General features: G+C 63.6%; 34 protein-coding genes. 30 read left to right on the top strand and 4 right to left on the bottom strand.

The window, feature by feature from the left end:
• Positions 1-376 precede the first annotated feature (376 nt).
• From rpsJ to ACWV8V_RS00140, 28 genes are all read left to right on the top strand, one after another.
• Positions 377-688 (top strand): 30S ribosomal protein S10, encoded by a 312-nt coding sequence (gene rpsJ / locus ACWV8V_RS00005; protein WP_010341589.1) that lies wholly within the window; start codon positions 377-379, stop codon positions 686-688.
• Between the two features lie 11 nt (positions 689-699).
• On the top strand, positions 700-1,350 hold the full coding sequence (rplC, locus tag ACWV8V_RS00010; protein WP_019186145.1) for a 50S ribosomal protein L3: 651 nt from the start codon (positions 700-702) through the stop codon (positions 1,348-1,350).
• Positions 1,351-1,362: 12 nt separating this feature from the next.
• Positions 1,363-1,968: a 50S ribosomal protein L4 gene (rplD, locus tag ACWV8V_RS00015; protein ID WP_019186146.1), complete on the top strand. Its 606-nt coding sequence runs from the start codon at positions 1,363-1,365 to the stop codon at positions 1,966-1,968.
• The gene (rplW, locus tag ACWV8V_RS00020) at positions 1,965-2,264 is read left to right on the top strand and encodes a 50S ribosomal protein L23 (RefSeq protein WP_019186147.1); all 300 of its coding nucleotides are present in this window, start codon (positions 1,965-1,967) and stop codon (positions 2,262-2,264) included. The genes rplD and rplW overlap by 4 nt, the downstream gene beginning before the upstream one ends.
• A gap of 10 nt (positions 2,265-2,274) precedes the next feature.
• Positions 2,275-3,102, top strand: coding sequence for a 50S ribosomal protein L2 (gene rplB / locus ACWV8V_RS00025; RefSeq protein WP_038690292.1), 828 nt, complete (start codon positions 2,275-2,277; stop codon positions 3,100-3,102).
• Positions 3,103-3,108: 6 nt separating this feature from the next.
• Positions 3,109-3,378 carry a 30S ribosomal protein S19 gene (gene rpsS, locus ACWV8V_RS00030; protein WP_019186148.1) on the top strand — a complete coding sequence of 90 codons (270 nt, stop codon included), beginning with the start codon at positions 3,109-3,111 and terminating at the stop codon, positions 3,376-3,378.
• 12 nt (positions 3,379-3,390) lie between these two features.
• Positions 3,391-3,726, top strand: coding sequence for a 50S ribosomal protein L22 (gene rplV, locus ACWV8V_RS00035; RefSeq protein WP_017355410.1), 336 nt, complete (start codon positions 3,391-3,393; stop codon positions 3,724-3,726).
• A 17-nt stretch (positions 3,727-3,743) separates the two neighbouring features.
• Positions 3,744-4,478, top strand: a complete 735-nt coding sequence (rpsC, locus tag ACWV8V_RS00040; protein ID WP_121042874.1) for a 30S ribosomal protein S3 — start codon at positions 3,744-3,746, stop codon at positions 4,476-4,478.
• A 5-nt stretch (positions 4,479-4,483) separates the two neighbouring features.
• Positions 4,484-4,897 carry a 50S ribosomal protein L16 gene (gene rplP, locus ACWV8V_RS00045; RefSeq protein ID WP_019186150.1) on the top strand — a complete coding sequence of 138 codons (414 nt, stop codon included), beginning with the start codon at positions 4,484-4,486 and terminating at the stop codon, positions 4,895-4,897.
• Complete coding sequence (rpmC, locus tag ACWV8V_RS00050; RefSeq protein WP_019186151.1) at positions 4,897-5,082, top strand: 50S ribosomal protein L29; 186 nt, start codon at positions 4,897-4,899, stop codon at positions 5,080-5,082. The genes rplP and rpmC overlap by 1 nt, the downstream gene beginning before the upstream one ends.
• An 11-nt stretch (positions 5,083-5,093) precedes the next feature.
• A complete protein-coding gene (gene rpsQ, locus ACWV8V_RS00055; protein ID WP_121042876.1) occupies positions 5,094-5,363 on the top strand; it encodes a 30S ribosomal protein S17 in 270 nt (89 codons plus the stop codon).
• A gap of 13 nt (positions 5,364-5,376) precedes the next feature.
• Positions 5,377-5,745 (top strand): 50S ribosomal protein L14, encoded by a 369-nt coding sequence (gene rplN, locus ACWV8V_RS00060; RefSeq protein ID WP_017355415.1) that lies wholly within the window; start codon positions 5,377-5,379, stop codon positions 5,743-5,745.
• A gap of 16 nt (positions 5,746-5,761) precedes the next feature.
• The gene (rplX, locus tag ACWV8V_RS00065) at positions 5,762-6,079 is read left to right on the top strand and encodes a 50S ribosomal protein L24 (RefSeq protein ID WP_017355416.1); all 318 of its coding nucleotides are present in this window, start codon (positions 5,762-5,764) and stop codon (positions 6,077-6,079) included.
• An 11-nt stretch (positions 6,080-6,090) separates the two neighbouring features.
• Positions 6,091-6,633 carry a 50S ribosomal protein L5 gene (gene rplE, locus ACWV8V_RS00070; protein WP_019186154.1) on the top strand — a complete coding sequence of 181 codons (543 nt, stop codon included), beginning with the start codon at positions 6,091-6,093 and terminating at the stop codon, positions 6,631-6,633.
• An 18-nt stretch (positions 6,634-6,651) separates the two neighbouring features.
• Entirely contained in the window at positions 6,652-6,957 is a 306-nt protein-coding gene (gene rpsN / locus ACWV8V_RS00075; RefSeq protein WP_121042878.1) for a 30S ribosomal protein S14, read from the top strand.
• Positions 6,958-7,198: 241 nt separating this feature from the next.
• Positions 7,199-7,597: a 30S ribosomal protein S8 gene (rpsH, locus tag ACWV8V_RS00080; protein ID WP_019186156.1), complete on the top strand. Its 399-nt coding sequence runs from the start codon at positions 7,199-7,201 to the stop codon at positions 7,595-7,597.
• Positions 7,598-7,615: 18 nt separating this feature from the next.
• A complete protein-coding gene (gene rplF / locus ACWV8V_RS00085; protein WP_259261110.1) occupies positions 7,616-8,143 on the top strand; it encodes a 50S ribosomal protein L6 in 528 nt (175 codons plus the stop codon).
• Positions 8,144-8,175: 32 nt separating this feature from the next.
• Positions 8,176-8,529, top strand: coding sequence for a 50S ribosomal protein L18 (gene rplR, locus ACWV8V_RS00090; RefSeq protein ID WP_123728451.1), 354 nt, complete (start codon positions 8,176-8,178; stop codon positions 8,527-8,529).
• Positions 8,530-8,687: 158 nt separating this feature from the next.
• Positions 8,688-9,227, top strand: a complete 540-nt coding sequence (rpsE, locus tag ACWV8V_RS00095) for a 30S ribosomal protein S5 (protein WP_019186159.1) — start codon at positions 8,688-8,690, stop codon at positions 9,225-9,227.
• Complete coding sequence (gene rpmD / locus ACWV8V_RS00100) at positions 9,220-9,411, top strand: 50S ribosomal protein L30 (RefSeq protein WP_259261111.1); 192 nt, start codon at positions 9,220-9,222, stop codon at positions 9,409-9,411. Before rpsE ends, rpmD begins: the two co-directional genes overlap by 8 nt.
• A gap of 4 nt (positions 9,412-9,415) precedes the next feature.
• Positions 9,416-9,859, top strand: a complete 444-nt coding sequence (gene rplO / locus ACWV8V_RS00105; protein ID WP_019186161.1) for a 50S ribosomal protein L15 — start codon at positions 9,416-9,418, stop codon at positions 9,857-9,859.
• A 3-nt stretch (positions 9,860-9,862) separates the two neighbouring features.
• Positions 9,863-11,218 carry a preprotein translocase subunit SecY gene (gene secY / locus ACWV8V_RS00110; protein WP_019186162.1) on the top strand — a complete coding sequence of 452 codons (1,356 nt, stop codon included), beginning with the start codon at positions 9,863-9,865 and terminating at the stop codon, positions 11,216-11,218.
• Positions 11,219-11,563: 345 nt separating this feature from the next.
• On the top strand, positions 11,564-11,920 hold the full coding sequence (gene rpsM, locus ACWV8V_RS00115; RefSeq protein WP_019186163.1) for a 30S ribosomal protein S13: 357 nt from the start codon (positions 11,564-11,566) through the stop codon (positions 11,918-11,920).
• A 12-nt stretch (positions 11,921-11,932) separates the two neighbouring features.
• A complete protein-coding gene (rpsK, locus tag ACWV8V_RS00120) occupies positions 11,933-12,322 on the top strand; it encodes a 30S ribosomal protein S11 (protein ID WP_017355427.1) in 390 nt (129 codons plus the stop codon).
• A 14-nt stretch (positions 12,323-12,336) separates the two neighbouring features.
• Positions 12,337-12,966, top strand: coding sequence for a 30S ribosomal protein S4 (rpsD, locus tag ACWV8V_RS00125; protein WP_019186164.1), 630 nt, complete (start codon positions 12,337-12,339; stop codon positions 12,964-12,966).
• A gap of 54 nt (positions 12,967-13,020) precedes the next feature.
• Entirely contained in the window at positions 13,021-14,019 is a 999-nt protein-coding gene (locus ACWV8V_RS00130; RefSeq protein WP_019186165.1) for a DNA-directed RNA polymerase subunit alpha, read from the top strand.
• A gap of 201 nt (positions 14,020-14,220) precedes the next feature.
• On the top strand, positions 14,221-14,607 hold the full coding sequence (gene rplQ, locus ACWV8V_RS00135) for a 50S ribosomal protein L17 (RefSeq protein ID WP_123728453.1): 387 nt from the start codon (positions 14,221-14,223) through the stop codon (positions 14,605-14,607).
• Between the two features lie 316 nt (positions 14,608-14,923).
• Positions 14,924-15,433 (top strand): disulfide bond formation protein B, encoded by a 510-nt coding sequence (locus ACWV8V_RS00140; protein WP_455898639.1) that lies wholly within the window; start codon positions 14,924-14,926, stop codon positions 15,431-15,433.
• A 115-nt stretch (positions 15,434-15,548) separates the two neighbouring features.
• On the opposite strand, the gene ACWV8V_RS00145 is transcribed toward ACWV8V_RS00140, so the two are convergent.
• Positions 15,549-17,675, bottom strand: coding sequence for a TonB-dependent receptor (locus tag ACWV8V_RS00145; RefSeq protein WP_455898640.1), 2,127 nt, complete (start codon positions 17,673-17,675; stop codon positions 15,549-15,551).
• A 214-nt stretch (positions 17,676-17,889) separates the two neighbouring features.
• Here ACWV8V_RS00145 and ACWV8V_RS00150 point away from each other — a divergent pair, with 214 nt between their 5' ends.
• A complete protein-coding gene (locus tag ACWV8V_RS00150) occupies positions 17,890-19,281 on the top strand; it encodes a class II 3-deoxy-7-phosphoheptulonate synthase (protein ID WP_121042896.1) in 1,392 nt (463 codons plus the stop codon).
• Positions 19,282-19,391: 110 nt separating this feature from the next.
• Complete coding sequence (locus ACWV8V_RS00155) at positions 19,392-20,531, top strand: mechanosensitive ion channel family protein (protein WP_346469103.1); 1,140 nt, start codon at positions 19,392-19,394, stop codon at positions 20,529-20,531.
• Between the two features lie 27 nt (positions 20,532-20,558).
• On the opposite strand, the gene ACWV8V_RS00160 is transcribed toward ACWV8V_RS00155, so the two are convergent.
• The 3 genes from ACWV8V_RS00160 to typA are packed head-to-tail and all read right to left on the bottom strand — an operon-like array spanning position 20,559 to position 24,578.
• Positions 20,559-22,175 carry an amidase gene (locus tag ACWV8V_RS00160; protein WP_455898641.1) on the bottom strand — a complete coding sequence of 539 codons (1,617 nt, stop codon included), beginning with the start codon at positions 22,173-22,175 and terminating at the stop codon, positions 20,559-20,561.
• Positions 22,176-22,230: 55 nt separating this feature from the next.
• Positions 22,231-22,716: a DUF2127 domain-containing protein gene (locus ACWV8V_RS00165; protein WP_121042900.1), complete on the bottom strand. Its 486-nt coding sequence runs from the start codon at positions 22,714-22,716 to the stop codon at positions 22,231-22,233.
• A 14-nt stretch (positions 22,717-22,730) separates the two neighbouring features.
• Positions 22,731-24,578 (bottom strand): translational GTPase TypA, encoded by a 1,848-nt coding sequence (typA, locus tag ACWV8V_RS00170; RefSeq protein WP_121042902.1) that lies wholly within the window; start codon positions 24,576-24,578, stop codon positions 22,731-22,733.
• Positions 24,579-24,657: the final 79 nt, after the last annotated feature.

The raw sequence follows: 24,657 nt of genomic DNA on the forward strand, positions 1-24,657 counted from the left end.
CCGTACCGTCGGCGCCGGCGTGGTCTCCAAGATCATCGCGTAATCTGTTAGAATCTGCGCCCCGATGTTGCCTGGGTAGGGCATCGGGGCGTAACTAAACGGGAAAAGAGGCGCAGGATGCTCCTCGTGTTCCCCAGACCAGGAAGGGTCGCGCCATTCAGGCTTTGTCAACAGGACCCCTGTTGACTGCCAACTTGTATGCGCGCTATACTTTTTGTCTGGGCAGATCGGGAAACCGGTCTGCCTCGATTTTTGAGGTCTACGGAAAGATCTTGTCGCCGCGCAGGAATGTGCGGCGTCTGCATTCAGGATATTCATGGGACAGGGCAACCCAGAGGCCTTGTCCGTCGCTCTTTTAACGAAGGAACCCACCGTCATGGCGGACCAAAAGATCCGGATTCGGCTGAAGGCGTTCGATCATCGTTTGATCGACCGTTCGGCCAGCGAGATCGTAGAAACGGCAAAGCGGACCGGCGCGCAAGTGCGTGGCCCGATCCCCCTGCCGACCAAGATCGAGCGTTACACCATTCTCGTCTCCCCGCACGTCGACAAAGACGCGCGTGACCAGTACGAGACCCGCACGCATAAGCGCGTGCTCGATATCGTTGACCCGAACGACAAGACCGTGGACGCGCTGATGAAGCTCGAACTGGCTGCCGGCGTCGACGTTCAGATCAAGCTGACCTGAGGACTACGACCATGACGAAGAAATATTCGTTGGGCTTCGTGGGCCGCAAGGCTGGCATGAGCCGCGTGTTCACCGAAGATGGCCAGGCCATCCCGGTAACCCTGATTGAAGCTACCCCGAACCGCATCGCGCAGATCAAGACCGTCGAAGCTGACGGCTACAGCGCCGTGCAGGTGACCGTCGGCGCGCGTCGCGCTGCCCTGGTCAACAAGCCGGAAGCCGGTCACTTCGCCAAGGCGAAGGTCGACGCGGGCCGTGGCCTGTGGGAATTCCGCGTTGAAGACGCGCAGCTCGGCGATTTCGCCGTTGGCGGCGAAGTCAAGGCGGACATCTTTGAAGTTGGCCAGAAGGTCGACGTCCAGGGTGTCACCAAGGGTAAGGGCTTCCAGGGCACCATCAAGCGCTACAACTTCCGTATGGGCGATGCAACCCACGGTAACTCGCTGTCGCATCGCGCGCCGGGTTCCTTGGGCCAGCGCCAGACCCCGGGTCGCGTTTTCCCGGGTAAGAAGATGTCCGGCCACATGGGTTCGGTGCAGCAGAGCACCCAGAACCTTGAAGTGGTGAAGGTCGATGTCGAGCGTGGTCTGATCGCGATCCGTGGTGCCGTTCCGGGCGCAGCGGGTGGTGACGTGATCGTTCGTCCGGCTAGCAAGGCATAAGGAGAGATGACGATGGAACTCGTTATCACGGGTAGCAACAACAAGGTCTCGGTCTCCGATGCCGTGTTCGGTCGCGATTTCAGCGAAGATCTGGTTCACCAGGTCGTCGTTGCTTACCGCAACGCCGGTCGCGCCGGCACCAAGGCACAGAAGACTCGCTCTGAAGTGGCTGGTACCACCAAGAAGTCGAAGAAGCAGAAGGGCGGCGGCGCGCGTCATGGCGCACTGACGGCTCCGATCTTCATCGGCGGCGGTGTCACCTTCGCGGCCAAGCCGCGCAGCTTCGAGCAGAAGGTCAACCGTAAGCAGTACCGTGCAGCCATGTGCGCGATCCTGTCCGAGCTGAACCGCCAGGGCCGTCTGACGATCGTGGAGTCCTTCGATGTCGAAGCGACCAACACCAAGTCGTTGATCGCCAAGCTGGCCGGCCTGGAAGTGGGCAAGCGTCCGCTGATCGTCACCGAAGATGCTTCCGAGCACCTGTACCTGTCGGCGCGCAACATTCCCTACGTGGAAGTGCGTGACGTGCAGGGCCTGGACCCGGTGTCGCTGGTCGGTGCCGACACGGTCGTCATCACCGCTGATGCGGTCAAGAAGGTCGAGGAGTGGCTGGCATGAGCAGCAACGAAAAAGTCTTCAGCGTGCTGCGCGCTCCGCGAGTCTCCGAAAAGACCGCGCGCCTGCAGGAACATTCCAACCAGTATGTCTTCGAAGTTTCGAACGAAGCCACCAAGGCCGATGTAAAGGCCGCGGTTGAGCAGCTGTTCGACGTCAAGGTCGAGTCGGTCAACGTGCTGAACGTGAAGGGCAAGAACAAGTCCTTCCGTAACCGCACCGGCCGCCGCGGCGATTGGCGCAAGGCGTACGTGCGTCTCGCCGATGGCCAGTCCATCGATGTAACGGCCAAGGCCTGAGGTCCATCCCATGCCATTGATGAAATTCAAACCCACTTCTCCCGGCCGCCGTTCGGCCGTGCGCGTGGTCACGCCCGATCTGCACAAAGGCGCGCCGCATGCTGCGCTGCTGGAGCCGCAGAGCAAGTCCGGTGGTCGTAACCACCACGGCCGCATCACCACCCGTCACGTGGGTGGTGGTCACAAGCAGCACTACCGTGTCATCGACTTCAAGCGCAACAAGGAAGGCATTCCGGCGCGCGTGGAACGCATCGAATACGATCCGAACCGCACCGCCCATATCGCCCTGCTGTGCTACGTCGACGGCGAACGCCGCTACATCATCGCACCGAAGGGCCTGAAGGCCGGTGACCAGGTGATCGCGGGTTCGGATGCGCCGATCAAGACCGGTAACACCCTGCCGCTGCGCAACATTCCGGTCGGTACCACTGTCCACGGCATCGAACTGAAGCCGGGCAAGGGTGCTCAGATCGCGCGTGCCGCCGGCGCTGCCGTGCAGCTCGTCGCTCGTGAAGGTATCTACGCCACCCTGCGCCTGCGCTCGGGTGAAATGCGTAAGGTGCCGGTCGAGTGCCGCGCCACCATCGGTGAAGTCGGTAACGACGAACACAACCTGGAAAAGCTGGGCAAGGCTGGCGCCAAGCGCTGGCGTGGTGTCCGCCCGACCGTTCGTGGTGCTGCCATGAACCCGGTTGACCATCCGCACGGCGGTGGTGAGGCGAAGGCCGGCCAGGGCAACCCGCATCCGGTCACCCCGTGGGGTGTCCCGACCAAGGGTTACAAGACGCGCAAGAACAAGCGCACCCAGCAATTCATCGTCCGCGATCGTAGGGGCTAATCGACCATGGCACGTTCACTCAAGAAGGGCCCGTTTGTCGATCACCACCTCATCAAGAAGGTGGAAGCCGCTGCGGGTAGCAAGAAGCCGATCAAAACCTGGTCGCGCCGTTCGATGATCCTGCCGGAAATGGTAGGCGTCACCATCGCCGTTCATAACGGTAAGAACCACGTTCCGGTGCTCGTCAACGAGAACATGGTCGGCCACAAGCTTGGCGAATTTGCCATCACCCGGACCTTCAAGGGTCACGGTGGTGACAAGAAGTCCGGCAAGTAAGGAGAGATGACAATGGAAGCGAAAGCAATCCTGCGCTCCGCGCGCATCTCTGCGCAGAAAGCCCGCCTGGTCGCTGACCAGGTGCGCGGCCTGCCGGCCGAGCGTGCGGTCAACCTGCTGAAGTTCTCGGACAAGAAGGCTGCCCACCTGATCAAGAAGGTGGTGGAGTCGGCTATTGCAAATGCCGAGAACAACCAGGGCGCCGACGTCGACGAGCTGAAGGTACAGACCATCATGGTAGATGAAGGTCCGACCCTGAAGCGTTTCATGGCGCGGGCGAAAGGCCGCGGCACCCGCATCCTCAAGCGCACCAGCCACATCACTGTGGTTGTGGGCGCCGGCAAGTAAGCGGAAAGGAAAACACCATGGGTCATAAAGTTCATCCGATTGGTATCCGCCTCGGCATTTCCAAGGACTGGAACTCCAAGTGGTACGCCAACAAGGCCGAGTTCGCTGGTTATCTGGCAGCCGACCTGAAGGTGCGGGAAATGCTGCGCAAGAAGCTTGCGCAGGCCGGCATCAGCAAGATCCTGATCGAGCGTCCGGCAAAGACCGCTCGCGTGACGATCCACACCGCCCGTCCGGGCGTGGTGATCGGCAAGCGCGGTGAGGACATCGAGAAGCTGCGCAAGGAAGTGAGCGAAATGATGGGCGTCCCGGCGCACATCAACGTCACCGAAGTGCGTAAACCCGAGCTGGACGCACAGCTGGTTGCCGAGTCGATCGCGCAGCAGCTTGAGCGTCGCATCATGTTCCGCCGCGCGATGAAGCGTTCGGTCGGCAACGCGATGCGCCTCGGTGCCCTGGGCATCAAGGTCAACGTCGGTGGCCGCTTGAACGGCGCAGAAATCGCCCGTTCGGAGTGGTACCGCGAAGGCCGCGTGCCGCTGCATACGCTGCGTGCCGACATCGACTATGGCTTCGCTGAAGCCAAGACGACCTACGGCATCATCGGCATCAAGGTCTGGATCTACAAGGGCGAAGTCTTCGATTTCTCCCAGGTTGGCCAGGAAAAGCAGGACGACTCCCCGCGCAACGATCGTAACGATCGCGGCGATCGCGGTGACCGTCCGTCGCGCCCGGCTCGTGAAGCGAGGTAACGACAATGTTGCAACCCAAGCGAACCAAATACCGCAAGGTACACAAGGGCCGTAACGATGGTCTGAGCTGGAGCGGCAACGCTGTCAGCTTCGGCGAATACGGCCTGAAGGCAACCGCTCATGGTCAGCTGACCGCGCGTCAGATCGAAGCGGCTCGCCGCTCGATCAGCCGCTACGTCAAGCGCGGCGGCAAGATGTGGATCCGAGTGTTCCCCGACAAGCCGATCACCAAGAAGCCCATCGAAGTCCGAATGGGTTCTGGTAAGGGCAACGTGGAGTACTGGGTAGCCCAGATCCAGCCCGGCCGCATGATCTATGAAATCGAAGGCGTCGCAGAAGACGTGGCACGTGAGGCGTTCCGCCTGGCTGCCGCCAAGCTCTCCGTGACCACCACTTTCGTGACCCGGACGGTGCTCTGATGGATATCAAACAACTTCGCGAAAAGTCGGCTGACGACCTGAAGAGCCACCTGATCGACCTGCGTAAGGAGCAGTTCTCGCTCCGTATGCAGCAGGTCACTGGCCAGCTGCCGAAGACCCACGAAACCCGCCGGGTTCGCCGCGAGATCGCTCGCGTCAAGACCCTGCTCGGCAGCACCAAGTAAGGATGGCCGCGATGAGCGATAACAACGACAGCAAGACGCTGCGCACGGTCGAAGGCCGTGTCGTCAGCAACAAGATGGACAAGACGGTCACCGTGTTGGTGGAGCGCCTGGTCAAGCACGCCCTGTACGGCAAGTACATCAAGCGTTCGACCAAGCTGCACGCACACGACGCCGACAACACCTGCAACGAAGGTGATGTCGTTCGTGTGACCGAGATTGCTCCGATGTCCAAGACCAAGAACTGGCGCGTGGTGGAAGTCATCACGCGTGCGGTTCAATAAGGAGATCTGACTCATGATCCAGATGCAGAGCTACCTCGAAGTCGCGGACAATTCCGGTGCCAAGGAAGTGATGTGCATCAAGGTGCTCGGCGGCTCCAAGCGCCGCTACGCGCACATTGGCGACATCATCAAGGTCACCGTGAAGGATGCAATCCCGCGCGGCAAGGTCAAGAAGGGTGAAGTGTTCGACGCCGTCGTGGTGCGTACCCGCAAGGGTGTGCGTCGCGCCGATGGCTCGCTGATCCGTTTCGATGCCAACGCCGCGGTCCTGCTCAACAACAAGCAAGAGCCGATCGGTACCCGCATCTTCGGACCGGTGACGCGTGAACTTCGTTCCGAGAAGTTCATGAAGATCGTCTCGCTCGCTCCCGAAGTGCTGTGAGCGACAGGAGATAATCATGGCTAACCGTATCAAGAAGGGCGACCAGGTTGTCGTCAACACCGGCAAGGACAAGGGCAAGCAGGGCGAAGTCGTCCGCGTCGACGGCGATCGTGTGATCGTCGCCAACGTGAACATCGTCAAGCGCCACACCAAGCCGAACCCGCAGGCAGGCGTTGCCGGCGGCGTGGTCGAGCGTGAAGCGTCGATCCATATCTCCAACGTGAATGTGCTGAACCCGGCTTCGGGCAAGGGCGAGCGCGTTGGCTTCAAGGTGCTGGAGGATGGACGCAAACTGCGTGTGTTCCGCTCCAGCGGTGAGGCGCTCGACGCCTGAGGAATGAGCAGATGAATTCCCGTCTCGAAAAGTTTTACAAGGAAGAAGTGGTGCCGGCGCTGATGAAGCAGTTCGGCTACACCAATCCGATGCAGGTTCCGAAGCTGGTCAAGGTCACCCTGAACATGGGTGTCGGCGAAGCAGCCACGAACAAGAAGATCCTGGAAAATGCCGTCGCCGATATGGCCAAGGTCTCCGGTCAGAAGCCGATCGTGACCAAGTCCCGCGTCTCGGTGGCATCGTTCAAGATCCGCGATGGTTGGCCGATCGGCTGCAAGACCACGCTGCGTCGTGAAAAGATGTACGAGTTCATGGACCGTCTGATCAACATCTCGTTGCCGCGCGTGCGCGACTTCCGTGGTGTCTCGGGTCGTTCCTTCGACGGTCGTGGCAACTTCAACATGGGTGTGAAGGAACAGATCATCTTCCCGGAAATCGACTTCGACGCTGTCGACGCGATCCGCGGCATGGATATCGCCATCACCACCACCGCCAAGACCGATGCGGAAGCGAAGGCGCTGCTCGCAGCGTTCAAGTTCCCGTTCCGTAACTGATACGTCGAGGAATCCGAAATGGCAAAGACCTCCATGGTCAACCGCGACCTCAAGCGTGCGAAGCTGGCCGTCAAGTACGCCGGCAAGCGTGAAGAGCTGAAGAAGATCATCTCCAGCGCGACCGCGTCGTACGACGAAAAGGCCGAGGCCGTCATCAAGCTGCAGAAGCTGCCGCGCGACTCGTCGCCGAGCCGTCACCGCAACCGTTGCGAGCTCTCGGGCCGCCCGCGTGGCGTGTACAGCAAGTTCGGCCTGGGCCGTAACAAGCTGCGTGAAGCCACCATGCGTGGTGACGTGCCGGGCCTGCGCAAGGCCAGCTGGTAAGGGATTCGTCCCTTCAACTGCCCGGCGCCGTCACGGCGCAGGGCAGGGGGGAGGGGCCGGATTTCCGGCCTTTACCCCGGATTGAGAGAGCCCGACGCAAGTCGGGCTCTTTTTGCCGTATACTCCCGCGTCTTGCTCGCCCGCAAGGCGTGAGCAGTGTGTGAAGACGGGCCCTGGCCCATTCCAGGTAGACACAAGATTTTCGCGAAAGCGGATATCGGTGCACTCAAAGGTATCGACTATGAGCATGACTGATCCCATCGCCGACCTGCTGGTACGCATCAAGAATGCGGCCGCGGTTGGCAAGCAGACGGTGAAAGCACCGTCGTCCAAGATCAAGGTGGCAATCGCAGAGGTGTTGAAGGCCGAAGGCTACATCACCGATCTGCGCGTGACCAAGATCGAGAACAACAAGGCCGAGCTTGAAATCGTCCTGAAGTATTTCGAAGGCAAGCCGGTCATCGAGACCCTGAAGCGCTTCTCGCGTTCGGGTCTGCGCCAGTACCGTGGCAAGTCCGAGCTGCCGAAGGTCCTCAACGGCCTGGGTATCTCCATCATCTCCACCTCCAAGGGCATCATGACTGATGCGCAGGCGCGCCAGTTGGGCGTCGGCGGCGAAGTCCTGTGCTTCGTGGCCTAAGGCGAGAAGGAACCAACTATGTCCCGCGTAGCCAAGAAGCCAGTCAACCTGCCCAAGGGCGTTGAACTGAACATCCAGCCGGAATCCGTCAGCGTGAAGGGCCCGAAGGGCACCCTGTCGCTTGCCAAGGTTGCTGGCGTTGAAATCACTGTCGACAACGGCGTTGCCACCCTGGCCGCCAACGATGCCTCGCTGGTTGCCCTCACCGGCACCGTGCGCGCCATCCTGGCCAACATGGTCAAGGGCGTCACCGAAGGCTTCGAGCGCAAGCTTGAGCTGGTCGGCGTCGGCTACCGTGCTGCCATGCAGGGCAAGGATCTGAACCTGTCGCTCGGGTTCTCGCATCCGGTCCTGTTCGTGGCGCCGGAAGGCATCACCATCTCGACCCCGACCCAGACCGAAGTGCTGGTCCAGGGCACCGACAAGCAGCGCGTTGGCGAAGTTGCCGCCAAGATCCGTGGCTTCCGTCCGCCGGAGCCCTACAAGGGCAAGGGTGTGAAGTACGCCGGCGAAGTCATCATTCGTAAGGAAGCCAAGAAGGCCTAATTCAGGTCCTCAGCTTTCCAAGGAAAAAGATCATGAACAAGAACATCGCTCGTCTGCGTCGTGCCAAGTCGACCCGTGCACACATCCGTGTGCTCGGCGTGCCGCGCCTGTCGGTGCTGCGCACCGGTCAGCACCTGTACGCCCAGGTCTTCACCGCCGATGGCTCCAAGGTGCTGGCTTCGGCCAACACCACCCAGGCCGACGTCAAGGAAGGCCTGAAGAACGGCAAGAACAGCGACGCCGCCGTCAAGGTTGGCAAGCTGGTCGCCGAGCGCGCCAAGGCTGCGGGCATCGAGAAGGTCGCTTTCGACCGCTCGGGCTACCGCTACCACGGCCGCATCAAGGCACTGGCTGATGCAGCCCGCGAAGGCGGCCTGCAGTTCTAAGGGATAAGGAAGCGGGGCTGGTCCCCGCTTCCGCCTGCCTGCCGGCGCGGGTTGCGCCGGGCGACGTCCTTCTTCTGCAGGGGCGCTCGATCCACCGCTTCATTCCACAGCTATAAGCGGCATTGAGCCGTACATACTCAATCAATCAAGGAATCAACATGGCAGAAGAACGTCAGCAGCGGGGTCGCGATCGCGATCGCCGCGAAGAGAAAGTCGACGACGGCATGATCGAAAAGCTGGTCGCGGTCAACCGCGTCAGCAAGACCGTCAAGGGCGGTCGCCAGTTCACCTTCACCGCACTGACCGTGGTCGGTGATGGCGCAGGCAAGGTTGGCTTCGGTTACGGCAAGGCGCGTGAAGTGCCGGTCGCGATCCAGAAGTCGATGGAGCAGGCTCGCAAGAACCTGGCCACTGTCGATCTGAACAACGGCACGTTGTGGCACCCGGTGAAGTCCGGCCACGGCGCAGCTCGCGTGTTCATGATGCCGGCCTCGGAAGGTACCGGTGTCATCGCCGGTGGTGCCATGCGCGCCGTCCTGGAAGCCGTTGGCGTCAAGAACGTGCTGGCCAAGGCCGTCGGTTCGCGTAACCCGATCAACCTGGTTCGCGCCACGCTGAAGGGTCTGACCGAAATGCAGTCCCCGGTCCGCATCGCGGCCAAGCGCGGCAAGAAGGTGGAGGATCTCAACCATGGCTAATGACACCGTCAAGACCGTCAAGGTCCGTCTGGTTCGTGGCCTGCGTGGTGCCCAGGCGCGTCATCGCCTGTCGGTGCGTGCGCTGGGTCTGGGTAAGTTGAACGATGTCCGTGAACTGAAGGACAGCCCGCAGGTTCGCGGTCTGATCAACAAGGTCCACTACCTCGTCAAGGTTGAGGAATAATCCAATGACCATGCATCTGAATGAATTGAGCCCGGCACCGGGCGCTCGTAAAGAGCGTACCCGCGTCGGTCGTGGTATCGGCTCCGGCCTGGGCAAGACCTGCGGCCGCGGCCACAAGGGTTCGTTCGCCCGTAAGGGTGGCGGCAAGATCAAGGCAGGCTTCGAAGGCGGCCAGACCCCCATGCAGCGTCGTCTGCCGAAGGTCGGTTTCCGTTCCAAGATCGCCAAGGACACCGCTGAAGTGCTGTCCTACCAGCTTGAGCGTCTGGAAGCTGGCGAGATCGACTTTGCCGCGCTGCGCGCTGCCAAGCTGGTCCCGAGCACCGCGAAGCGTGCCAAGATCGTCATGAAGGGTGACCTGACCAAGGCATTCACCCTGAAGGGCGTCGCTGCAACGGCCAGTGCCAAGGCCGCGATCGAAGCTGCCGGCGGCAGCGTACAGGAGTAAGACATGGCGCAAGCTGGCATTGGTAACCTCGGCGGCGGGCTCGGCAAGTTCACGGAACTCCGCCAGCGACTGCTGTTCGTCATCGGGGCATTGATCGTCTACCGCATCGGCTGTTATGTGCCGGTGCCTGGCGTCAATCCCGATGCCATGCTTGCGCTCATGCAGGCGCAGGGCGGCGGCATCGTGGACATGTTCAACATGTTCTCGGGCGGCGCCCTGCACCGTTTCAGCATTTTCGCGCTGAACGTGATGCCGTACATCTCGGCATCCATCGTGATGCAGCTGGCGGTCCACATCTTCCCGGCATTGAAATCGATGCAGAAGGAAGGTGAATCGGGTCGTCGCAAGATCACTCAATATTCCCGCATCGGCGCCGTGTTGCTGGCGGTGGTGCAGGGCGGCAGCATCGCGCTGGCGCTGCAGAACCAGGTCTCCCCGGGCGGTGCTCCGGTCGTCTACGCACCGGGCATGGGCTTCGTGCTCACTGCCATCGTCGCGCTGACCGCCGGTACCATCTTCCTGATGTGGGTCGGTGAGCAGGTCACCGAGCGTGGCATCGGCAACGGTGTGTCGCTGATCATCTTCGCCGGCATCGTGGCCGGTCTGCCGGGCGCGGTCATCCACACCGTGGAAGCCTACCGCGACGGCAACATGAGCTTCATTGCCCTGCTGCTGATCGTGCTGGTGGTGCTGGCCTTCACCTACTTCGTGGTGTTCGTCGAGCGCGGCCAACGCCGCATCACGGTGAACTACGCACGTCGCCAGGGTGGCCGCAACGCGTACATGAACCAGACCTCGTTCCTGCCGCTGAAGCTGAACATGGCGGGCGTGATCCCGGCCATTTTCGCCTCGAGCATCCTGGCATTCCCGACGACGCTGGCCATGTGGTCCGGCCAGGCCAGTTCGGCCACGTGGCTGCAGAAGGTCGCCAACGCCCTCGGGCCGGGCGAGCCGCTGCACATGATCGTGTTCGCTGCGCTGATCAGTGGTTTCGCGTTCTTCTACACCGCGCTGGTGTTCAACTCGCAGGAAACCGCCGACAACCTGAAGAAGTCGGGCGCGCTGATTCCGGGCATCCGTCCGGGCAAGGCCACCGCCGACTACGTGGATGCCGTGCTGACCCGTCTGACCGCGGCCGGTTCGCTGTACCTGGTGATCGTCTGTCTGCTGCCGGAAATCCTGCGCACCCAGCTCGGCGCCTCGTTCTACTTCGGCGGCACCTCGCTGCTGATCGTGGTGGTGGTGGTGATGGACTTCATTGCCCAGATCCAGGCGCACCTGATGTCGCACCAGTATGAGAGCCTGTTGAAGAAGGCCAACCTGAAGGGCGGCAACCGCGGCGGTTTTGCCCGCGGCTGATTGACCTGTTACACTAGTCTTCTTGTTGCGAAGGCCCTCCGGTTCCCGGACTGGCCTTCCAAATCGAAGGGCGGCCCCTGCAGCGGTTTCGGGTGGGGGTGTGATGTGGTGGTCCCGCGCGGGAGTAGCGCGGGCGGCGGCGAGGGCAACCTCTGCAGTCAACGACATCCGGCGCCGGAGCATGGGCACACTCCCCACGCCGGGTCCATGGAACCTCAAGGTTCCACGGGCTTCCAAGTAAACCGAGACCTTGATAGAATCGCTAGTTCACTTTTTTGATCCATCCTGCCGGATTGGCGCGCCCATGGTGCGCTGTCGGCCATCACTCAGCTGGAGAACCGCGTCATGGCGCGTATTGCAGGCGTCAACCTGCCAGCCCAGAAGCACGTCTGGGTCGGGTTGCAAAGCATTTACGGCATCGGCCGTACCCGTTCGAAGAAGGTCTGCGACGCCGCAGGCGTGACCTCGACCACCAAGATCCGCGATCTGTCGGAGCCGGAAATCGAGCGTCTGCGTCTCGAAGTCGGCAAGTACATCGTGGAAGGCGATCTGCGCCGTGAAATCGGTATCGCGATCAAGCGCCTGATGGACCTGGGCTGCTACCGCGGTCTGCGTCACCGTCGCGGTCTGCCGCTTCGTGGCCAGCGCACCCGTACCAACGCCCGCACCCGCAAGGGCCCGCGCAAGGCGATCAGGAAGTAAGGGACCTAAGAAATGGCTAAGCCCGTCGCTAAGACCAAGAAGAAGATCAAGCGCGTCGTCACTGACGGCGTCGCCCACGTCCATGCTTCTTTCAACAACACCATCGTGACCATCACCGACCGTCAGGGCAACGCTCTGTCGTGGGCGACCTCCGGTGGCGCTGGCTTCCGCGGTTCGCGTAAGTCCACCCCGTTCGCTGCCCAGGTGGCTGCCGAGAAAGCCGGCCGTGCCGCGCTCGACTACGGCGTCAAGTCCCTGGAAGTCCGCATCAAGGGCCCGGGTCCGGGTCGTGAGTCGGCCGTGCGCTCGCTGAACAACGTGGGCTACAAGATCACCAACATCATCGACGTGACGCCAATCCCGCACAACGGGTGCCGTCCGCCGAAGAAGCGTCGCGTCTAAAGGAGCGATAAGAAATGGCTCGTTATATCGGTCCTACCTGTAAGCTCGCCCGCCGCGAAGGCGCCGACCTTTCCCTCAAGAGCCCGGCCCGTGCGCTGGACTCCAAGTGCAAGCTGGAGCAGAAGCCCGGCCAGCACGGCGCCACTGCCCGTAAGGGCAAGCTGTCCGACTACGCTACCCAGCTGCGTGAAAAGCAGAAGGTCAAGCGTATCTACGGTCTGCTGGAGCGTCAGTTCCGCAACTACTACAAGAAGGCCTCGACCAAGAAGGGCAACACCGGCGAGAACCTGCTGCAGTTGCTGGAAACCCGTCTTGACAACGTCGTTTACCGCATGGGCTTCGCAGTGACCCGTCCGGCTGCCCGTCAGCTGGTCTCGCACCGCGGTGTCACCGTGAACGGCAAGTCGGTCAACCTGGCTTCGTACCAGGTCAAGGCTGGCGACGCCGTCGCTCTGTCCGAGAAGGCTGCCAAGCAGCTGCGCGTTCAGGAAGCCCTGACCGTGTCCGCTACGCATGACCTGCGTCCGTCGTGGGTTGAAGTTGATTCCGGCAAGTTCGCCGGCATCTTCAAGGCCGTGCCGGATCGTTCGGACCTGCCTGCGGATATCAACGAAGCGCTGATCGTCGAGTTGTATTCGAAGTAATTCACATTGGAGAACCTCCGGGTCACACCGGAGGTTCGCAGGAGAACCCGCAACATGACGGTTACCGCCAACCAGGTTCTGCGTCCTCGCGGTCCGCAGATCGAACGCCTTACCGATACCCGCGCCAAGGTCGTCATCGAACCCTTGGAGCGTGGTTACGGGCATACGCTGGGCAACGCCCTGCGTCGCGTGCTGCTGTCGTCCATCCCGGGCTTCGCCATCACGGAAGTCGAAATCGATGGCGTACTGCACGAGTACACCACGCTCGAAGGCTTGCAGGAGGACGTGCTGGAAGTCCTGCTCAACCTGAAGGACGTGGCGATCCGTATGCATACCGGTGACAACGCTACGTTGTCGCTGTCCAAGCAGGGTCCGGGTGTTGTGACCGCTGCTGATATCAAGCTGGACCACAACGTCGAAGTCCTCAACAACGACCATATCATTTGCCACCTGACCAAGGACACGGCAATCAATATGCGTTTGAAGATCGAGCGTGGTTTCGGCTACCAGCCGGCCGCCGCTCGTCGTCGTCCGGATGAAGAAACCCGTGCCATCGGTCGTCTGGTTCTGGATGCGTCGTTCTCGCCGGTCCGTCGCGTCGCCTATTCGGTGGAAGCGGCCCGCGTTGAACAGCGTACCGATCTGGACAAGCTGGTGCTGGACATCGAAACCAACGGCACGATCGATGCCGAGGAAGCCGTGCGCACTGCCGCCGACATCCTCAGCGATCAGCTGTCGGTCTTCGGTGACTTCACCCACCGCGACCGCGGTGCGGCAAAGCCGGCCAACAACGGCGTGGATCCGGTGCTGCTGCGCCCGATCGACGATCTGGAACTGACCGTGCGTTCGGCCAACTGCCTCAAGGCAGAGAGCATCTATTACATCGGCGATCTGATCCAGAAGACCGAAGTGGAGCTGCTCAAAACCCCGAACCTCGGCAAGAAGTCGCTGACCGAGATCAAGGAAGTCCTCGCACAGCGCGGTCTTTCGCTCGGCATGAAGCTGGAGAACTGGCCGCCGGCCGGTGTCGCCCAGCACGGCATGCTCGGCTGATCCAGCGCTACGCAAGATGCTTGACCCCGCACCTTCGGGTGCGGGGGCTTCACCCGCAACACCCCGCACCGACAGGTCGATAGCCTGCGGTGACGGCCAGCCAGGACGGCTGGCACCGGACCATCCGCAGTCCAAGCAGCAACGCCAGGATGGCGACAGCGATACTCAACCGATCCAACATTCACTTCAGGAATCACCGTCATGCGTCATATGAAGTCCGGTCGTAAGTTCAACCGCACCAGCGCCCATCGCGAAGCAATGTTCAAGAACATGGCCGCGTCGCTGTTCAAGCACGAGCTGATCAAGACCACCCTGCCGAAGGCCAAGGAACTGCGCCGCGTTGCTGAGCCGCTGATCACCCTGGCCAAGGTTGATTCGGTTGCCAACCGTCGTCTGGCGTTCGCTCGCCTGCGTGACAACGAAGCCGTCGGCAACCTGTTCACCACCCTGGGCCCGCGTTACGCGACCCGTCCGGGCGGTTACCTGCGTCTGCTGAAGTGCGGTTTCCGCGCTGGCGACAATGCGCCGATGGCCTATGTCGAGCTGGTCGATCGTCCGGCTGCTGTGGCTGAAGCCGTCGAAGAGTAATCTTCGAGCTGTACCTGTTATTCGGTGAAGAACCCGGCCTTGTGCCGGGTTTTTCCGTTTCTGGGGTGTGATGGCGCCAACGCCTGCACACTGGGTCGGTGCGCATGGGGGTAAAGCAAAGCATATGGCGGTCGCGGTGCGTGGGTAGTGCCGGCCCCTGGCCGGCTCCTCAGTACCGTCGCTACGTTCGGGTGGTTCCGCTTGCTGGACGGAACACGCTGTCCGGTCCGCTGCGCCGATGGTCGGCAGGTGCGCATGGACGTGAGCGGTCGCGGCCCTGTTAATCTTGGGGCCTGGACTTTCACGAGTGTTGGCAATGAATCCATTGCGTTGGCGTTTCCGCGCCCAGTTCCTGTTGGGGTTTCTGGTCTGCGCGGCACTGTTGGGGTATGCGATCTTCCTGCAGTTGAAGATGGGGCTGGAGCCGTGCCCGTTGTGCATTTTCCAGCGGATTGCGTTCGCGGCGCTGGGGCTGCTGTTCCTGATCGGGGCGCTGCATGGTCCGCGGGATCCGGCCGGGCGGAAGACGTATGGGGTGCTGGCCTTCATCGCGGCCGCGGTCGGTATCGGTATTGCCGGTCGTCACGTGTATGTGCAGTTGCTGCCGCAGGACATGGGCTCGAGCTGCGGGCCGCCGCTGAGTTTCCTCAGTGAGACGATGGGGCCGTTCGAGGTGTTCCGCACCGTGCTGACCGGTACCGGCAACTGCGGCAACATCGATTGGCAGTTCCTGGGCCTGACGATGCCGATGTGGAGCCTGGTGTGGTTCGCGGCCTTGGCGGTGTGGGCGCTGGTGACGGCGTTCCGTGCACGTCGTCGCCACTGAGGCGTTTCTCAACTCGGTTACCCCGACCTGGCACGCGTTGCGCGGCCAGGCCGGGTGTTGCGATCAGGTCTGGATGCGTCTGATCTGATCGAGTGGCAGGGCTTCCTCGCGCAGCTCAGAAGTCCTGCTGCAGGCTGAGGTAGGCGCCGCGGCGGGGACCCCATTGCGGGGCGAAGACGCCGATGCCGCCGCCGTCGCGCAGTTGGTAGCTGCGGTCCAGTGCGTTGACCAGGGCGAGCTGTGCATGCAGTGGGTGGCCGCTGTCGGCGTTGAAGTCGTGGCCGGCGCTGAGGTTGAGCTGCAGGTAGGCAGGGAGTTCGCCGCCATTGGGAACGCCATCGGCATCCGAGCGCAGGCCGCTGCCGAAGACGTAGTCCGCGCCAAGACGGTTGTGCCCGGCGAAGGCGTAGCTGATGCCGCCGGACGAGGTCAGTTTCTGGTCGTGGTCCAGATGGATCCAGTTGTTCTGGACGTAGGCCAGTGCCTCGGGATCGAGGTTGTATTGGCCGGTGATGACCTGCTTGCCCATGGCCTTGTTGTAAGCGGCGTTGACGTAGGCGCTGAGCGGGCCGTTGCTGTAGTCGGCGCTGAACTCCACGCCGTGGATGTGGCCGAGGCGATAGTTGAAGGTGGAGTAGATGTAGGCGGCGCCGAACTGGCCTTCGTCCTGCAGGCGGTCGACCTTGCGGTCGTAAGCGTCCAGGCCCAGGGTGAGGTGTTCGCCCACCTGCTGGGAGACGCCGATGTCGTAGTAGTCGCTGCGCTCGGACAGCGGCGTGGTGCTCCCCCCGGCCGGTTGCTGGTTGGTGGTGCCGTCGTAGAGCGCGATGTCGCTGCTGGCCACCAGTTCGCTGGCCGGCGGGGTGAAGTAGCGCGAGTACCCGGCGTGCACGGTGGTGCTGTCGGTGGCGTTCCAGACCACGCCCACCCGCGGGCTGAGCTGGCCTTCGGTGCCGCCGAACGCCTTGTAGCGGTCACCGCGCAAGCCGTAATTGACCGTCCAGTCCTCGCCGAGGCGCCATTCGTCCTGCAGATAGACCGCGGTGGTGGTGGCGTTGAAGGCGCTCGCCTCCGGAATGCGCAGGGGCGTGGTGCTGGCCTGCTGGCCATCGGCGTCGACCGGGAACACCCAGGTGTCGCTGCCGGCGCGGGCGCGCTCGGCGTTGACGTACAGGCCGTAGCGCAGCGTGTGGTTTTCACCGAGCGGGGTGGAGAAATCGGCCTGCACGGTGTTGGCGCGGTTGCTGCGCTCCACCTGTGAGGCGACGCCGTTGAAGATCAGATCGCCGGCGAGGTCCGGGTTGAAGGACAGGTCGCTGTACCGCTGCCCGGCCGAGACCTGGTAGGCGGTGCTGCCCAGCGCACCCTGCAGCACCAGCATGCCGAAGCGGGTGGTCTCGCGCTGGGTTTCGTCCAGCGCGGCGGAGTCCGCAGTGACTGTATCCAGGTAGCCGAACTGCGGAGTCTGGCCAGGGTTGACCGGGATCTGGAAGCGGTTGTTGGAGAACCCGGCGAACAGGCTCAGGCGGGTGTCGTCGTTGACCAGATAGGTCAGGTCGGCGAACGCCTTGCCCTGGTGGGTGTCATCGTGGTCCGGCGTGCGCGAGGCGGTGGGGTTTTCCATGCCGACCTGGTTCTGGTCGTAGTTGCCGGTCAGATACCAGCTCCAGCGGCCCTGGCTGCCCCACCACGAGGCGTTGGGGTTGACCTTGCCGTAGGAGCCGGCAGTCAGGCCGGCGCTGCCACCATCGCCCAGCTCGGCGCCGCTGCGGGTGGTGATGTCCACCACGGCGGCGGTGCGCTCGCCGAACTGCGCCGGCAGCGCACCGTCCATCAGGCGGATGCTCTTGATCGCGCGGGCATCCAGGGTCTGGCCGAAGCCGGAGATCGATTCGGGCAGCAGGACGCCGTTGAGGCGGTACTGGAGGTTGGCGTGGTCGCCGCGCACGTGGACGCCGCCGTAGGAGTCCTGGACCACGCCCGGGGCCTGCAGCAGCACCTGGTTCAACGGGGTGGAGGCGCCCAGCGGCAGGTTCTGGATGTCTTCGGCGGTGATCTGGTACTGGCTGCTGCCGATATCCGGCGACAGCGCATTGCGCGCCTGGTCGAGTTTGGCGCTGACCGTGACCGCATCCAGATCGGTCACCGCAGGGGCGGCGCTGGTGGGGGTGGTGGCGAGGGCGGGCAGGCCGGTCAGGGCCAGGGAAACAGCAATACCGGTAGCAAGCAGGGAGGGCTTCATGAGGATGGCTTGGCTGGGCAAAGGGAGGAGGGGCCGGCCTGGCAAGTGTTACTCCGTAACAAATCATGCGCCTGTCCGATGCCGCTGGACCATGCGCGATCTGGCCGATCGTGGTGTCCTTTCTTCAGCGTTCAGCCTCCGGGCACGGGCCCGCCCCTTTGCGCCGGGGGCGCGCTCTGCGACCATGACCGGCCCCACACCCCGGAAGTCCGTGATGAGCCTGTCCGCCCCGCCTGTAGCCGATCCCGCCGCGACCGCTGTCGACGCTGCCTGGTCGCCGGAGAGCTGGCGTGGCAAGCCGGCGCTGCAGATGCCGACCTACCCGGACCCGCTGGCGCTGGATGCCGCCCTGCACGAACTGAAGCGGTTGCCGCCGCTGGTGACCTCCTGGGAAATCCTGGCGCTCAAGCAGCAGCTGGCCGATGCCCAGGAAGGCAAGCGCTTCCTGCTGCAGGGCGGTGACTGCGCGGAGAATTTCAGCGACTGCGAATCCACCACCATCTCCAACCGGCTCAAGGTGCTGCTGCAGATGAGCCTGGTGCTGGTGCACGGCATGCGCAAGCCGGTGATCCGGGTCGGGCGTTTCGCCGGGCAGTACGCCAAGCCGCGCTCGGCCGATACCGAAACCCGCGACGGCCTGACCCTGCCGAGCTACCGCGGCGATGTGATCAATGCGCCGGAGTTCACCGAGGCCGCCCGCCTGCCGGACCCGCGCCGGATGCTGCAGGCGCATGCGCACTCGGCGATGACGATGAACTTCGTGCGGGCGCTGATCGATGGCGGCTTCGCCGATCTGCACCACCCCGAATACTGGAACCTGGAATGGGTGCGGCATTCGCCGCTGGCCACCGATTACCAGAAGATGGTGTCCTCGATCGGCGATGCGGTGCGTTTCATGGAAACCCTGTCCGGCACGCAGGTGTACAACCTCAACCGGATCGATTTCTACACCTCGCACGAAGCGCTGCTGCTGCCCTACGAACAGGCGTTGACCCGCCAGGTGCCGCGCCAGCAGGGCTGGTTGAACCTGAGCACGCATTACCCGTGGATCGGCATGCGCACCGCCGCTCTCGATGGCGCACACGTGGAGTATCTGCGTGGCGTGCGCAACCCGATCGCGATCAAGGTGGGCCCGTCGGTGCAGCCGGACCAACTGCTGCGCCTGATCGATGTACTCAACCCCGAGGACGAACCGGGCCGCCTGAGCTTCATCCACCGCATGGGGGCGGCACAGATCGCCGAAAAACTGCCGCCGCTGTTGAATGCGGTCAAGCGCGATGGCCGGCGCGTGCTGTGGGTGTGCGATGCGATGCATGGCAACACCGAGAGCACCAGCAACGGCTACAAGACGCGGCGTTTCGACAACGTGCGTGGCGAGGTCGAGATGTCCTTCGACCTGCACGCCGCGGCCGGCACGCGGCTGGGCGGCGTGCATCTGGAGCTGACCGGTGAGGACGTGACCGAATGCACTGGCGGTGCGCGTGAGCTGACCGAGCGTGACCTGGAACGCGCGTACCGCTCGTCGGTGGATCCGCGCCTGAACTACGAGCAGTCGCTGGAAATCGCGATGGCGATTGTGCGCAAACAGGCGCACTACGCCGACTGATACCGGTGCGTGTCCTCGACACGCACCTTACATTCGCCTGACACGATGGTCATGGTGGCACCGGCATGCTGTGCACTTCCTTGCGAAGAACACAGGAGCGTGCAGTGACCGTGGACTGGCAGCAGGCAGCGCTGTATCTATGGCCGATCTCGATCGCACTGGCGATCGGGATCAGCGGCTGGTGGTTGTTGATGGCGTTGACGCGGCGGCTGAAAGACCGCGACTACCGCCGCGCCCGCATCGCGCGCGTGATCAGCCGACCGCTGGCGTTCGCTCTGCCGCTGTTGCTGTTGATTCCCGCACTCGAAGCGACGCCGCTGCAGGAGCACCGGCTTGAACAGGCACTGCGGCTGCTGCACATCGGTGTGACCGGCTGCGTCATCTGGCTGCTGGTGCGGGCTGTGGCCGCGGGCGAGCAGGCGATCCTGCGCGACCATCCGATGGAGGTGGCCGACAACCTCGAAGCACGCCGCATCCAGACCCAGACCCGGGTGCTGAGCCGCGTGTTGATGGGCGCGATCATCCTGGTCGGCGTCTCGCTGATCCTGCTCACCTTCCCGATGGTGCGCCAGATCGGCACCGCGCTGCTGGCCTCGGCCGGCATCATCGGCCTGGTCGCCGGTATCGCGGCCAAGCCGGTGTTCGGCAACCTGATCGCCGGCCTGCAGATCGCCTTGACCCAGCCGATCCGGCTGGACGATGTGGTGATCGTCGAGGGCGAGTGGGGCCGTGTGGAAGAGATCAACAGCAGCTACGTGGTGGTGCGGATCTGGGATGCGCGACGCATGGTGGTGCCGCTGACCTGGTTCATCGAACACCCGTTCCAGAACTGGACGCGGCGCAGCGCCGATCTGCTCGGCACCGCCTTCCTGTGGCTGGATTACACCGCGCCGATCCCGGCGATCCGCGCCGAACTGGAGCGCATCTGCAAAGGCGAGGCGCTATGGGATGGCCAGGTCTGCGTGACCCAGGTGACCGAGACCAGCGAGCACACCCTCCAGGTGCGTCTGCTGGTGAGCGCACGCAACTCCGGCGATGCCTTTGATCTGCGCTGCATCGTGCGCGAACGCATGCTCGATTTCCTCGCGCGCGAACATCCTCAGTCGTTGCCGCGCACCCGCGCCGAGCTCAATCAGGAGGCCACGCCGACGCGCCGCGCGCGTTCGCAGCCCGCCGAGGACGTGCGGTCGCCCGGTGCCGAAGATGGTGAGCCGGCGGTCCTGCCAGAGCCGGGTGACGTATCCCGGTAATGCCGGCCGTGGGCCGGTACACGCCGTTCAGGGCGCGATGCCGTTCGTCAGCAGGGTGTCCGTCTGGAACCGCGGCGGGCGACGCGCGCGGGTGCGCTGCTCGTAGGCGTAGCCCAGCTCGATCAGCCGCGGCTCGCTCCATGCGGTGCCCATGAACAGCAGCCCCAGCGGCAGCCCGTTCACGTGCGCCATCGGCACGGTCAGGCTGGGGTACCCCGCCACCGCGGCCGCGCTGTAGCTTTCACCGGGGAAGTCATCGCCGCGGCCGGGCCGGATCGGCCAGGCCGTCCCGGTGGTCGGTGCCACCAGCGCATCGAGGTTCTGCTCGCGCAGCACCGCATCGATGCCGTCCGGACCGGCCAACCGGCGGGCATCGCTGCGCGCGCGGATGTACGCCGGGCTGCCAAGGCCGCCCATGGTGGCGGCGGTGTCCATCAGGTCCTGATCGAACAGCGCCAGCTCCTTGCCAGCATGCTGCCGGTTCCACGCGATGACGTCGTCCAGCGTGCGCACCGGCGCCTGGTAGGTGGTGAAGTAGCGCTGCAGCCCAGCCTTGAACTCATGCATCAGCACGATCTGCTCAGCCTCCTGCCACTGGCCCTGGGTCGGCAACTGCACCGGCACCACGGTCGCGCCCGCGTCGCGCAGCACGGCCACCGCATGTTGCAGGGCGGGCGCGATGCCCGGCTTCTGCTGCAGGTCGCCATACAGCACGCCGATCCGCGCACCGCGCAGGCCATCGGCGTTCAAGCGCGAGGTGTAGTCGTACACGGCGCGGCCGGGCATGGTCGCGGTGGCCGGGTCGGCCTCGTCACGGCCGGCCATGGCGGTCAGCAGGGCGGCCGCATCGGCCACGCTGCGCGTCATCGGGCCGGCGGTGTCCTGGCTGAAGGAGATCGGGATGATGCCTTCGCGGCTGACCAGTCCCACGGTTGGCTTCAAGCCGACCACGCCGTTGACCGCGGCCGGGCAGACGATGCTGCCGTCGGTCTCGGTGCCGATCGCGGCCACCGCCAGATTGGCCGAGACCGCCACCGCGCTGCCACTGCTGGAGCCGCACGGGTTATGGCTGAGCCGGTAGGGATTGCGGGTCTGGCCGCCGCGCGCGCTCCAGCCGGAGATCGACTGGCTGGAGCGGAAGTTGGCCCACTCACTGAGGTTGGTCTTGCCCAGGATCAGCGCACCGGCCGCGCGCAGCCGCTTGACCAGGAACGCATCGTCGGGGCGGAAGCCTTCCAGCGCGAGCGAACCGGCCGTGGTGCTCATGGGGCTGGCGCCGATGTTGTCCTTGAGCAGCAGCGGGATGCCGTGCAGCGGGCCGCGCAGCTGCCCTTGGCGGCGCTCGGCGTCCAGCTGGGCAGCTTCGCGCAGCGCATCGGGATTGAGCTCGATCACCGCGCGCAGGCGCGGGCCGGCCCGGTCGAGGCGGGCGATGCGGTCCAGGTAAGCGCGGGCCAGGGTGACGCTGTCCAGCTCGCCGCTGGCCATGCGCGACTGCAGCGCGCTGATGTCGGCCTCGGCGTAGGCGAACGGGAGCGCGGTGACGGGTGAGGGCGTGGGCGATTCGCGGGCATGCAGGGGCGCCGGGCCCGGGCTGCAGCCGGCCAGTGCGATGAGCATCAATGACGTCAGTGTCAGGCGCATGCCTGTTCCCCCGAACCGGCCGACAGGCTAACCAGCACAGGCGGCGCTTGGCAACTCAAGCCGCGTTGGCGATCGTGCCGTGGCGTTTGCGGATATCGCGGGCAAGTACGCCGACCACGATCAGATTGATCACCAGCACCGACCACGAGGCCCAGCCCGGATGGCGGAGAATGGCGTAGATATCGAACGGCAGGTAGATGCCGGCGGTGACGCAGCCCAGCCAGGAAGCCCAGGCTTTGGCGCGCCAGAGGCCCCAGGCCTCGAACAGGTGCAGGACGCCGTAGGCGACCATCGCAGCAGCCGCCAGATGCACGGCATCGGGGCTGATCATGTTGAGCAGCGAAGGCAGGGTGCCGTGATCCGGGTCCAGGCTGAACCGGCGGATCAAGGCATTGACCGCATCGCGCAGGGGCTGCGGACCGAGCATTTCCAGCCCGGTCGCAGCCAACAGCGCCAGAACCGCCTTGCTGGCTTCCAGCAAGGCGATCAGGTGAAGCCCCGGATGCTTGTGAGGATCCGGGTTGTAGGGCTTGTCGATCACGACAATGGGTCCGATCAGCCGCCGCGCGATGCCTTCTTGCGGTCGCTTTCGGTCAGGCCCTTCTTGCGAAGACGGATTTCCTTCGGGGTGATCTCGACCAGCTCGTCGTCTTCGATGAAGTCCAGGGCCTGTTCCAGCGAATACTTGATCGCCGGGGTCAGCTGGATCGCATCGTCCTTGCCCGAGGCGCGCATGTTGGTCAGCGGCTTGGTCTTGATCGCGTTGACGGTCAGGTCGTTGTCCTTGGAGTGGATGCCGACCAGCTGGCCTTCATACACGTTGTCGCCTTCAGCAGCGAACAGCTTGCCGCGTTCCTGCAGCGGGCCCAGGGAGTACGCCGGGGTGGCACCCGGGGCATTGGCGATCATCACGCCATTCTGGCGCTTGGCGATCGAACCCTGTTCCTTCGGGCCGTAATGGTCGAACACGTGGAACAGCAGGCCCGAACCCTGGGTCAGGGTCTTGAACTCGTTCTGGAAACCGATCAGGCCACGGGCCGGGATCTGGTATTCCAGGCGCACACGGCCCTTGCCGTCCGGCTCCATGTTCTTCAGCTGGCCCTTGCGGGTGCCCAGCTTTTCCATCACGCCGCCCTGGTGCTGCTCTTCGATGTCCACCACCAGCTGTTCGATCGGCTCCATGGCCTGGCCGTCGATCTGCTTGATGATCACTTCCGGACGCGACACGGCCAGCTCGTAGCCTTCACGACGCATGTTCTCGATCAGCACCGACAGATGCAGTTCGCCACGGCCGGAGACCAGGAACTTGTCGGCGTCTTCCAGCTGTTCGACCTTCAGGGCCACGTTGTGGACCTGCTCGCGGTCCAGACGATCCTTGATCTGGCGGCTGGTCAGGAACTTGCCACCGGACAGGTCCTTGTTGCCGGCGAACGGCGAGTTGTTGACCTGGAAGGTCATCGAGATCGTCGGTTCATCGACGGTCAGCGCCGGCAGTGCTTCCGGGGTGTCCGGGTGGCACAGGGTGTCGGAGATGGTCAGTTCCGGAATACCGGAGATGGCGACGATGTCGCCGGCCTCGGCGGTGTCCTGCTCGATGCGCTCCAGGCCCAGGAAGCCCAGCACCTGCGCGACCTTGCCGTTGCGCTTCTTGCCTTCACGATCGATGACCGCGACCTGCATGTTCTTCTTCAGGGTGCCGCGCTGCACGCGGCCGATGCCGATCACGCCCACGAAGTTGTTGTAGTCCAGCTGGCTGATGCGCATCTGGAACGGACCCTCCGGGTCCACTTCCGGCATCGGCGCGTGCTGCATGATCGCTTCGTACAGCGGGGTCATGTCGCCGTCGCGCACGGTGTCTTCCAGGCCCGCGTAGCCGTTCAGGGCCGAGGCGTAGACGATCGGGAAGTCGAGCTGCTCATTGGTGGCGCCGAGCTTGTCGAACAGGTCGAAGACCTGATCGATCACCCAATCCGGACGCGAGCCCGGGCGGTCGACCTTGTTGACCACGACGATCGGCTTGAAGCCCATCGCGAAGGCCTTCTGGGTCACGAAGCGGGTCTGCGGCATCGGGCCGTCCATCGCGTCGACGAGGATCAGCACGGTGTCGACCATCGACAGCACGCGCTCCACTTCGCCGCCGAAGTCGGCGTGTCCCGGGGTGTCGACGATGTTGATCCGGTTCTTGATACCGGTCTTCTTGTCTTCCCAGGTGATGGCCGTGTTCTTGGCCAGGATGGTGATGCCGCGTTCCTTTTCCTGGTCATTGCTGTCCATCACGCGCTCGGCGAGCACGGTGCGCTCGGAGAGGGTGCCGGACTGCTTGAGCAGCTGGTCGACGAGGGTGGTCTTACCGTGGTCGACGTGGGCGACGATGGCGATGTTGCGAAGATTTTCGATAGACATGCGAAAGGGGGCCAGTCGGCGCCGGATTTGGAAAAAGAAGTCCAACATTATACGGCCAAGATGACCAATCGCGAAAAGT

The organism is Stenotrophomonas sp. Ker107b (genome assembly GCF_053847245.1).

Coding starts and splice junctions, on each gene's coding strand:
- ACWV8V_RS00160 (WP_455898641.1), bottom strand. CDS start 22,175: ATGCGCCTGACACTGACGTCATTGATGCTCATCGCACTGGCCGGCTGC.
- rpsQ (WP_121042876.1), top strand. CDS start 5,094: ATGAGCGATAACAACGACAGCAAGACGCTGCGCACGGTCGAAGGCCGT.
- rplV (WP_017355410.1), top strand. CDS start 3,391: ATGGAAGCGAAAGCAATCCTGCGCTCCGCGCGCATCTCTGCGCAGAAA.
- rpsD (WP_019186164.1), top strand. CDS start 12,337: ATGGCTCGTTATATCGGTCCTACCTGTAAGCTCGCCCGCCGCGAAGGC.
- rplQ (WP_123728453.1), top strand. CDS start 14,221: ATGCGTCATATGAAGTCCGGTCGTAAGTTCAACCGCACCAGCGCCCAT.
- rpmD (WP_259261111.1), top strand. CDS start 9,220: ATGGCTAATGACACCGTCAAGACCGTCAAGGTCCGTCTGGTTCGTGGC.
- rpsM (WP_019186163.1), top strand. CDS start 11,564: ATGGCGCGTATTGCAGGCGTCAACCTGCCAGCCCAGAAGCACGTCTGG.
- rplD (WP_019186146.1), top strand. CDS start 1,363: ATGGAACTCGTTATCACGGGTAGCAACAACAAGGTCTCGGTCTCCGAT.
- rplO (WP_019186161.1), top strand. CDS start 9,416: ATGACCATGCATCTGAATGAATTGAGCCCGGCACCGGGCGCTCGTAAA.
- rplR (WP_123728451.1), top strand. CDS start 8,176: ATGAACAAGAACATCGCTCGTCTGCGTCGTGCCAAGTCGACCCGTGCA.
- rpsH (WP_019186156.1), top strand. CDS start 7,199: ATGAGCATGACTGATCCCATCGCCGACCTGCTGGTACGCATCAAGAAT.
- ACWV8V_RS00150 (WP_121042896.1), top strand. CDS start 17,890: ATGAGCCTGTCCGCCCCGCCTGTAGCCGATCCCGCCGCGACCGCTGTC.
- rpmC (WP_019186151.1), top strand. CDS start 4,897: ATGGATATCAAACAACTTCGCGAAAAGTCGGCTGACGACCTGAAGAGC.
- rplB (WP_038690292.1), top strand. CDS start 2,275: ATGCCATTGATGAAATTCAAACCCACTTCTCCCGGCCGCCGTTCGGCC.
- rpsS (WP_019186148.1), top strand. CDS start 3,109: ATGGCACGTTCACTCAAGAAGGGCCCGTTTGTCGATCACCACCTCATC.
- rpsN (WP_121042878.1), top strand. CDS start 6,652: ATGGCAAAGACCTCCATGGTCAACCGCGACCTCAAGCGTGCGAAGCTG.
- rpsK (WP_017355427.1), top strand. CDS start 11,933: ATGGCTAAGCCCGTCGCTAAGACCAAGAAGAAGATCAAGCGCGTCGTC.
- rpsE (WP_019186159.1), top strand. CDS start 8,688: ATGGCAGAAGAACGTCAGCAGCGGGGTCGCGATCGCGATCGCCGCGAA.
- rplF (WP_259261110.1), top strand. CDS start 7,616: ATGTCCCGCGTAGCCAAGAAGCCAGTCAACCTGCCCAAGGGCGTTGAA.
- rplP (WP_019186150.1), top strand. CDS start 4,484: ATGTTGCAACCCAAGCGAACCAAATACCGCAAGGTACACAAGGGCCGT.
- ACWV8V_RS00140 (WP_455898639.1), top strand. CDS start 14,924: ATGAATCCATTGCGTTGGCGTTTCCGCGCCCAGTTCCTGTTGGGGTTT.
- typA (WP_121042902.1), bottom strand. CDS start 24,578: ATGTCTATCGAAAATCTTCGCAACATCGCCATCGTCGCCCACGTCGAC.
- rplW (WP_019186147.1), top strand. CDS start 1,965: ATGAGCAGCAACGAAAAAGTCTTCAGCGTGCTGCGCGCTCCGCGAGTC.
- secY (WP_019186162.1), top strand. CDS start 9,863: ATGGCGCAAGCTGGCATTGGTAACCTCGGCGGCGGGCTCGGCAAGTTC.
- rpsJ (WP_010341589.1), top strand. CDS start 377: ATGGCGGACCAAAAGATCCGGATTCGGCTGAAGGCGTTCGATCATCGT.
- rplE (WP_019186154.1), top strand. CDS start 6,091: ATGAATTCCCGTCTCGAAAAGTTTTACAAGGAAGAAGTGGTGCCGGCG.
- rpsC (WP_121042874.1), top strand. CDS start 3,744: ATGGGTCATAAAGTTCATCCGATTGGTATCCGCCTCGGCATTTCCAAG.
- ACWV8V_RS00130 (WP_019186165.1), top strand. CDS start 13,021: ATGACGGTTACCGCCAACCAGGTTCTGCGTCCTCGCGGTCCGCAGATC.
- rplN (WP_017355415.1), top strand. CDS start 5,377: ATGATCCAGATGCAGAGCTACCTCGAAGTCGCGGACAATTCCGGTGCC.
- rplX (WP_017355416.1), top strand. CDS start 5,762: ATGGCTAACCGTATCAAGAAGGGCGACCAGGTTGTCGTCAACACCGGC.
- ACWV8V_RS00145 (WP_455898640.1), bottom strand. CDS start 17,675: ATGAAGCCCTCCCTGCTTGCTACCGGTATTGCTGTTTCCCTGGCCCTG.
- rplC (WP_019186145.1), top strand. CDS start 700: ATGACGAAGAAATATTCGTTGGGCTTCGTGGGCCGCAAGGCTGGCATG.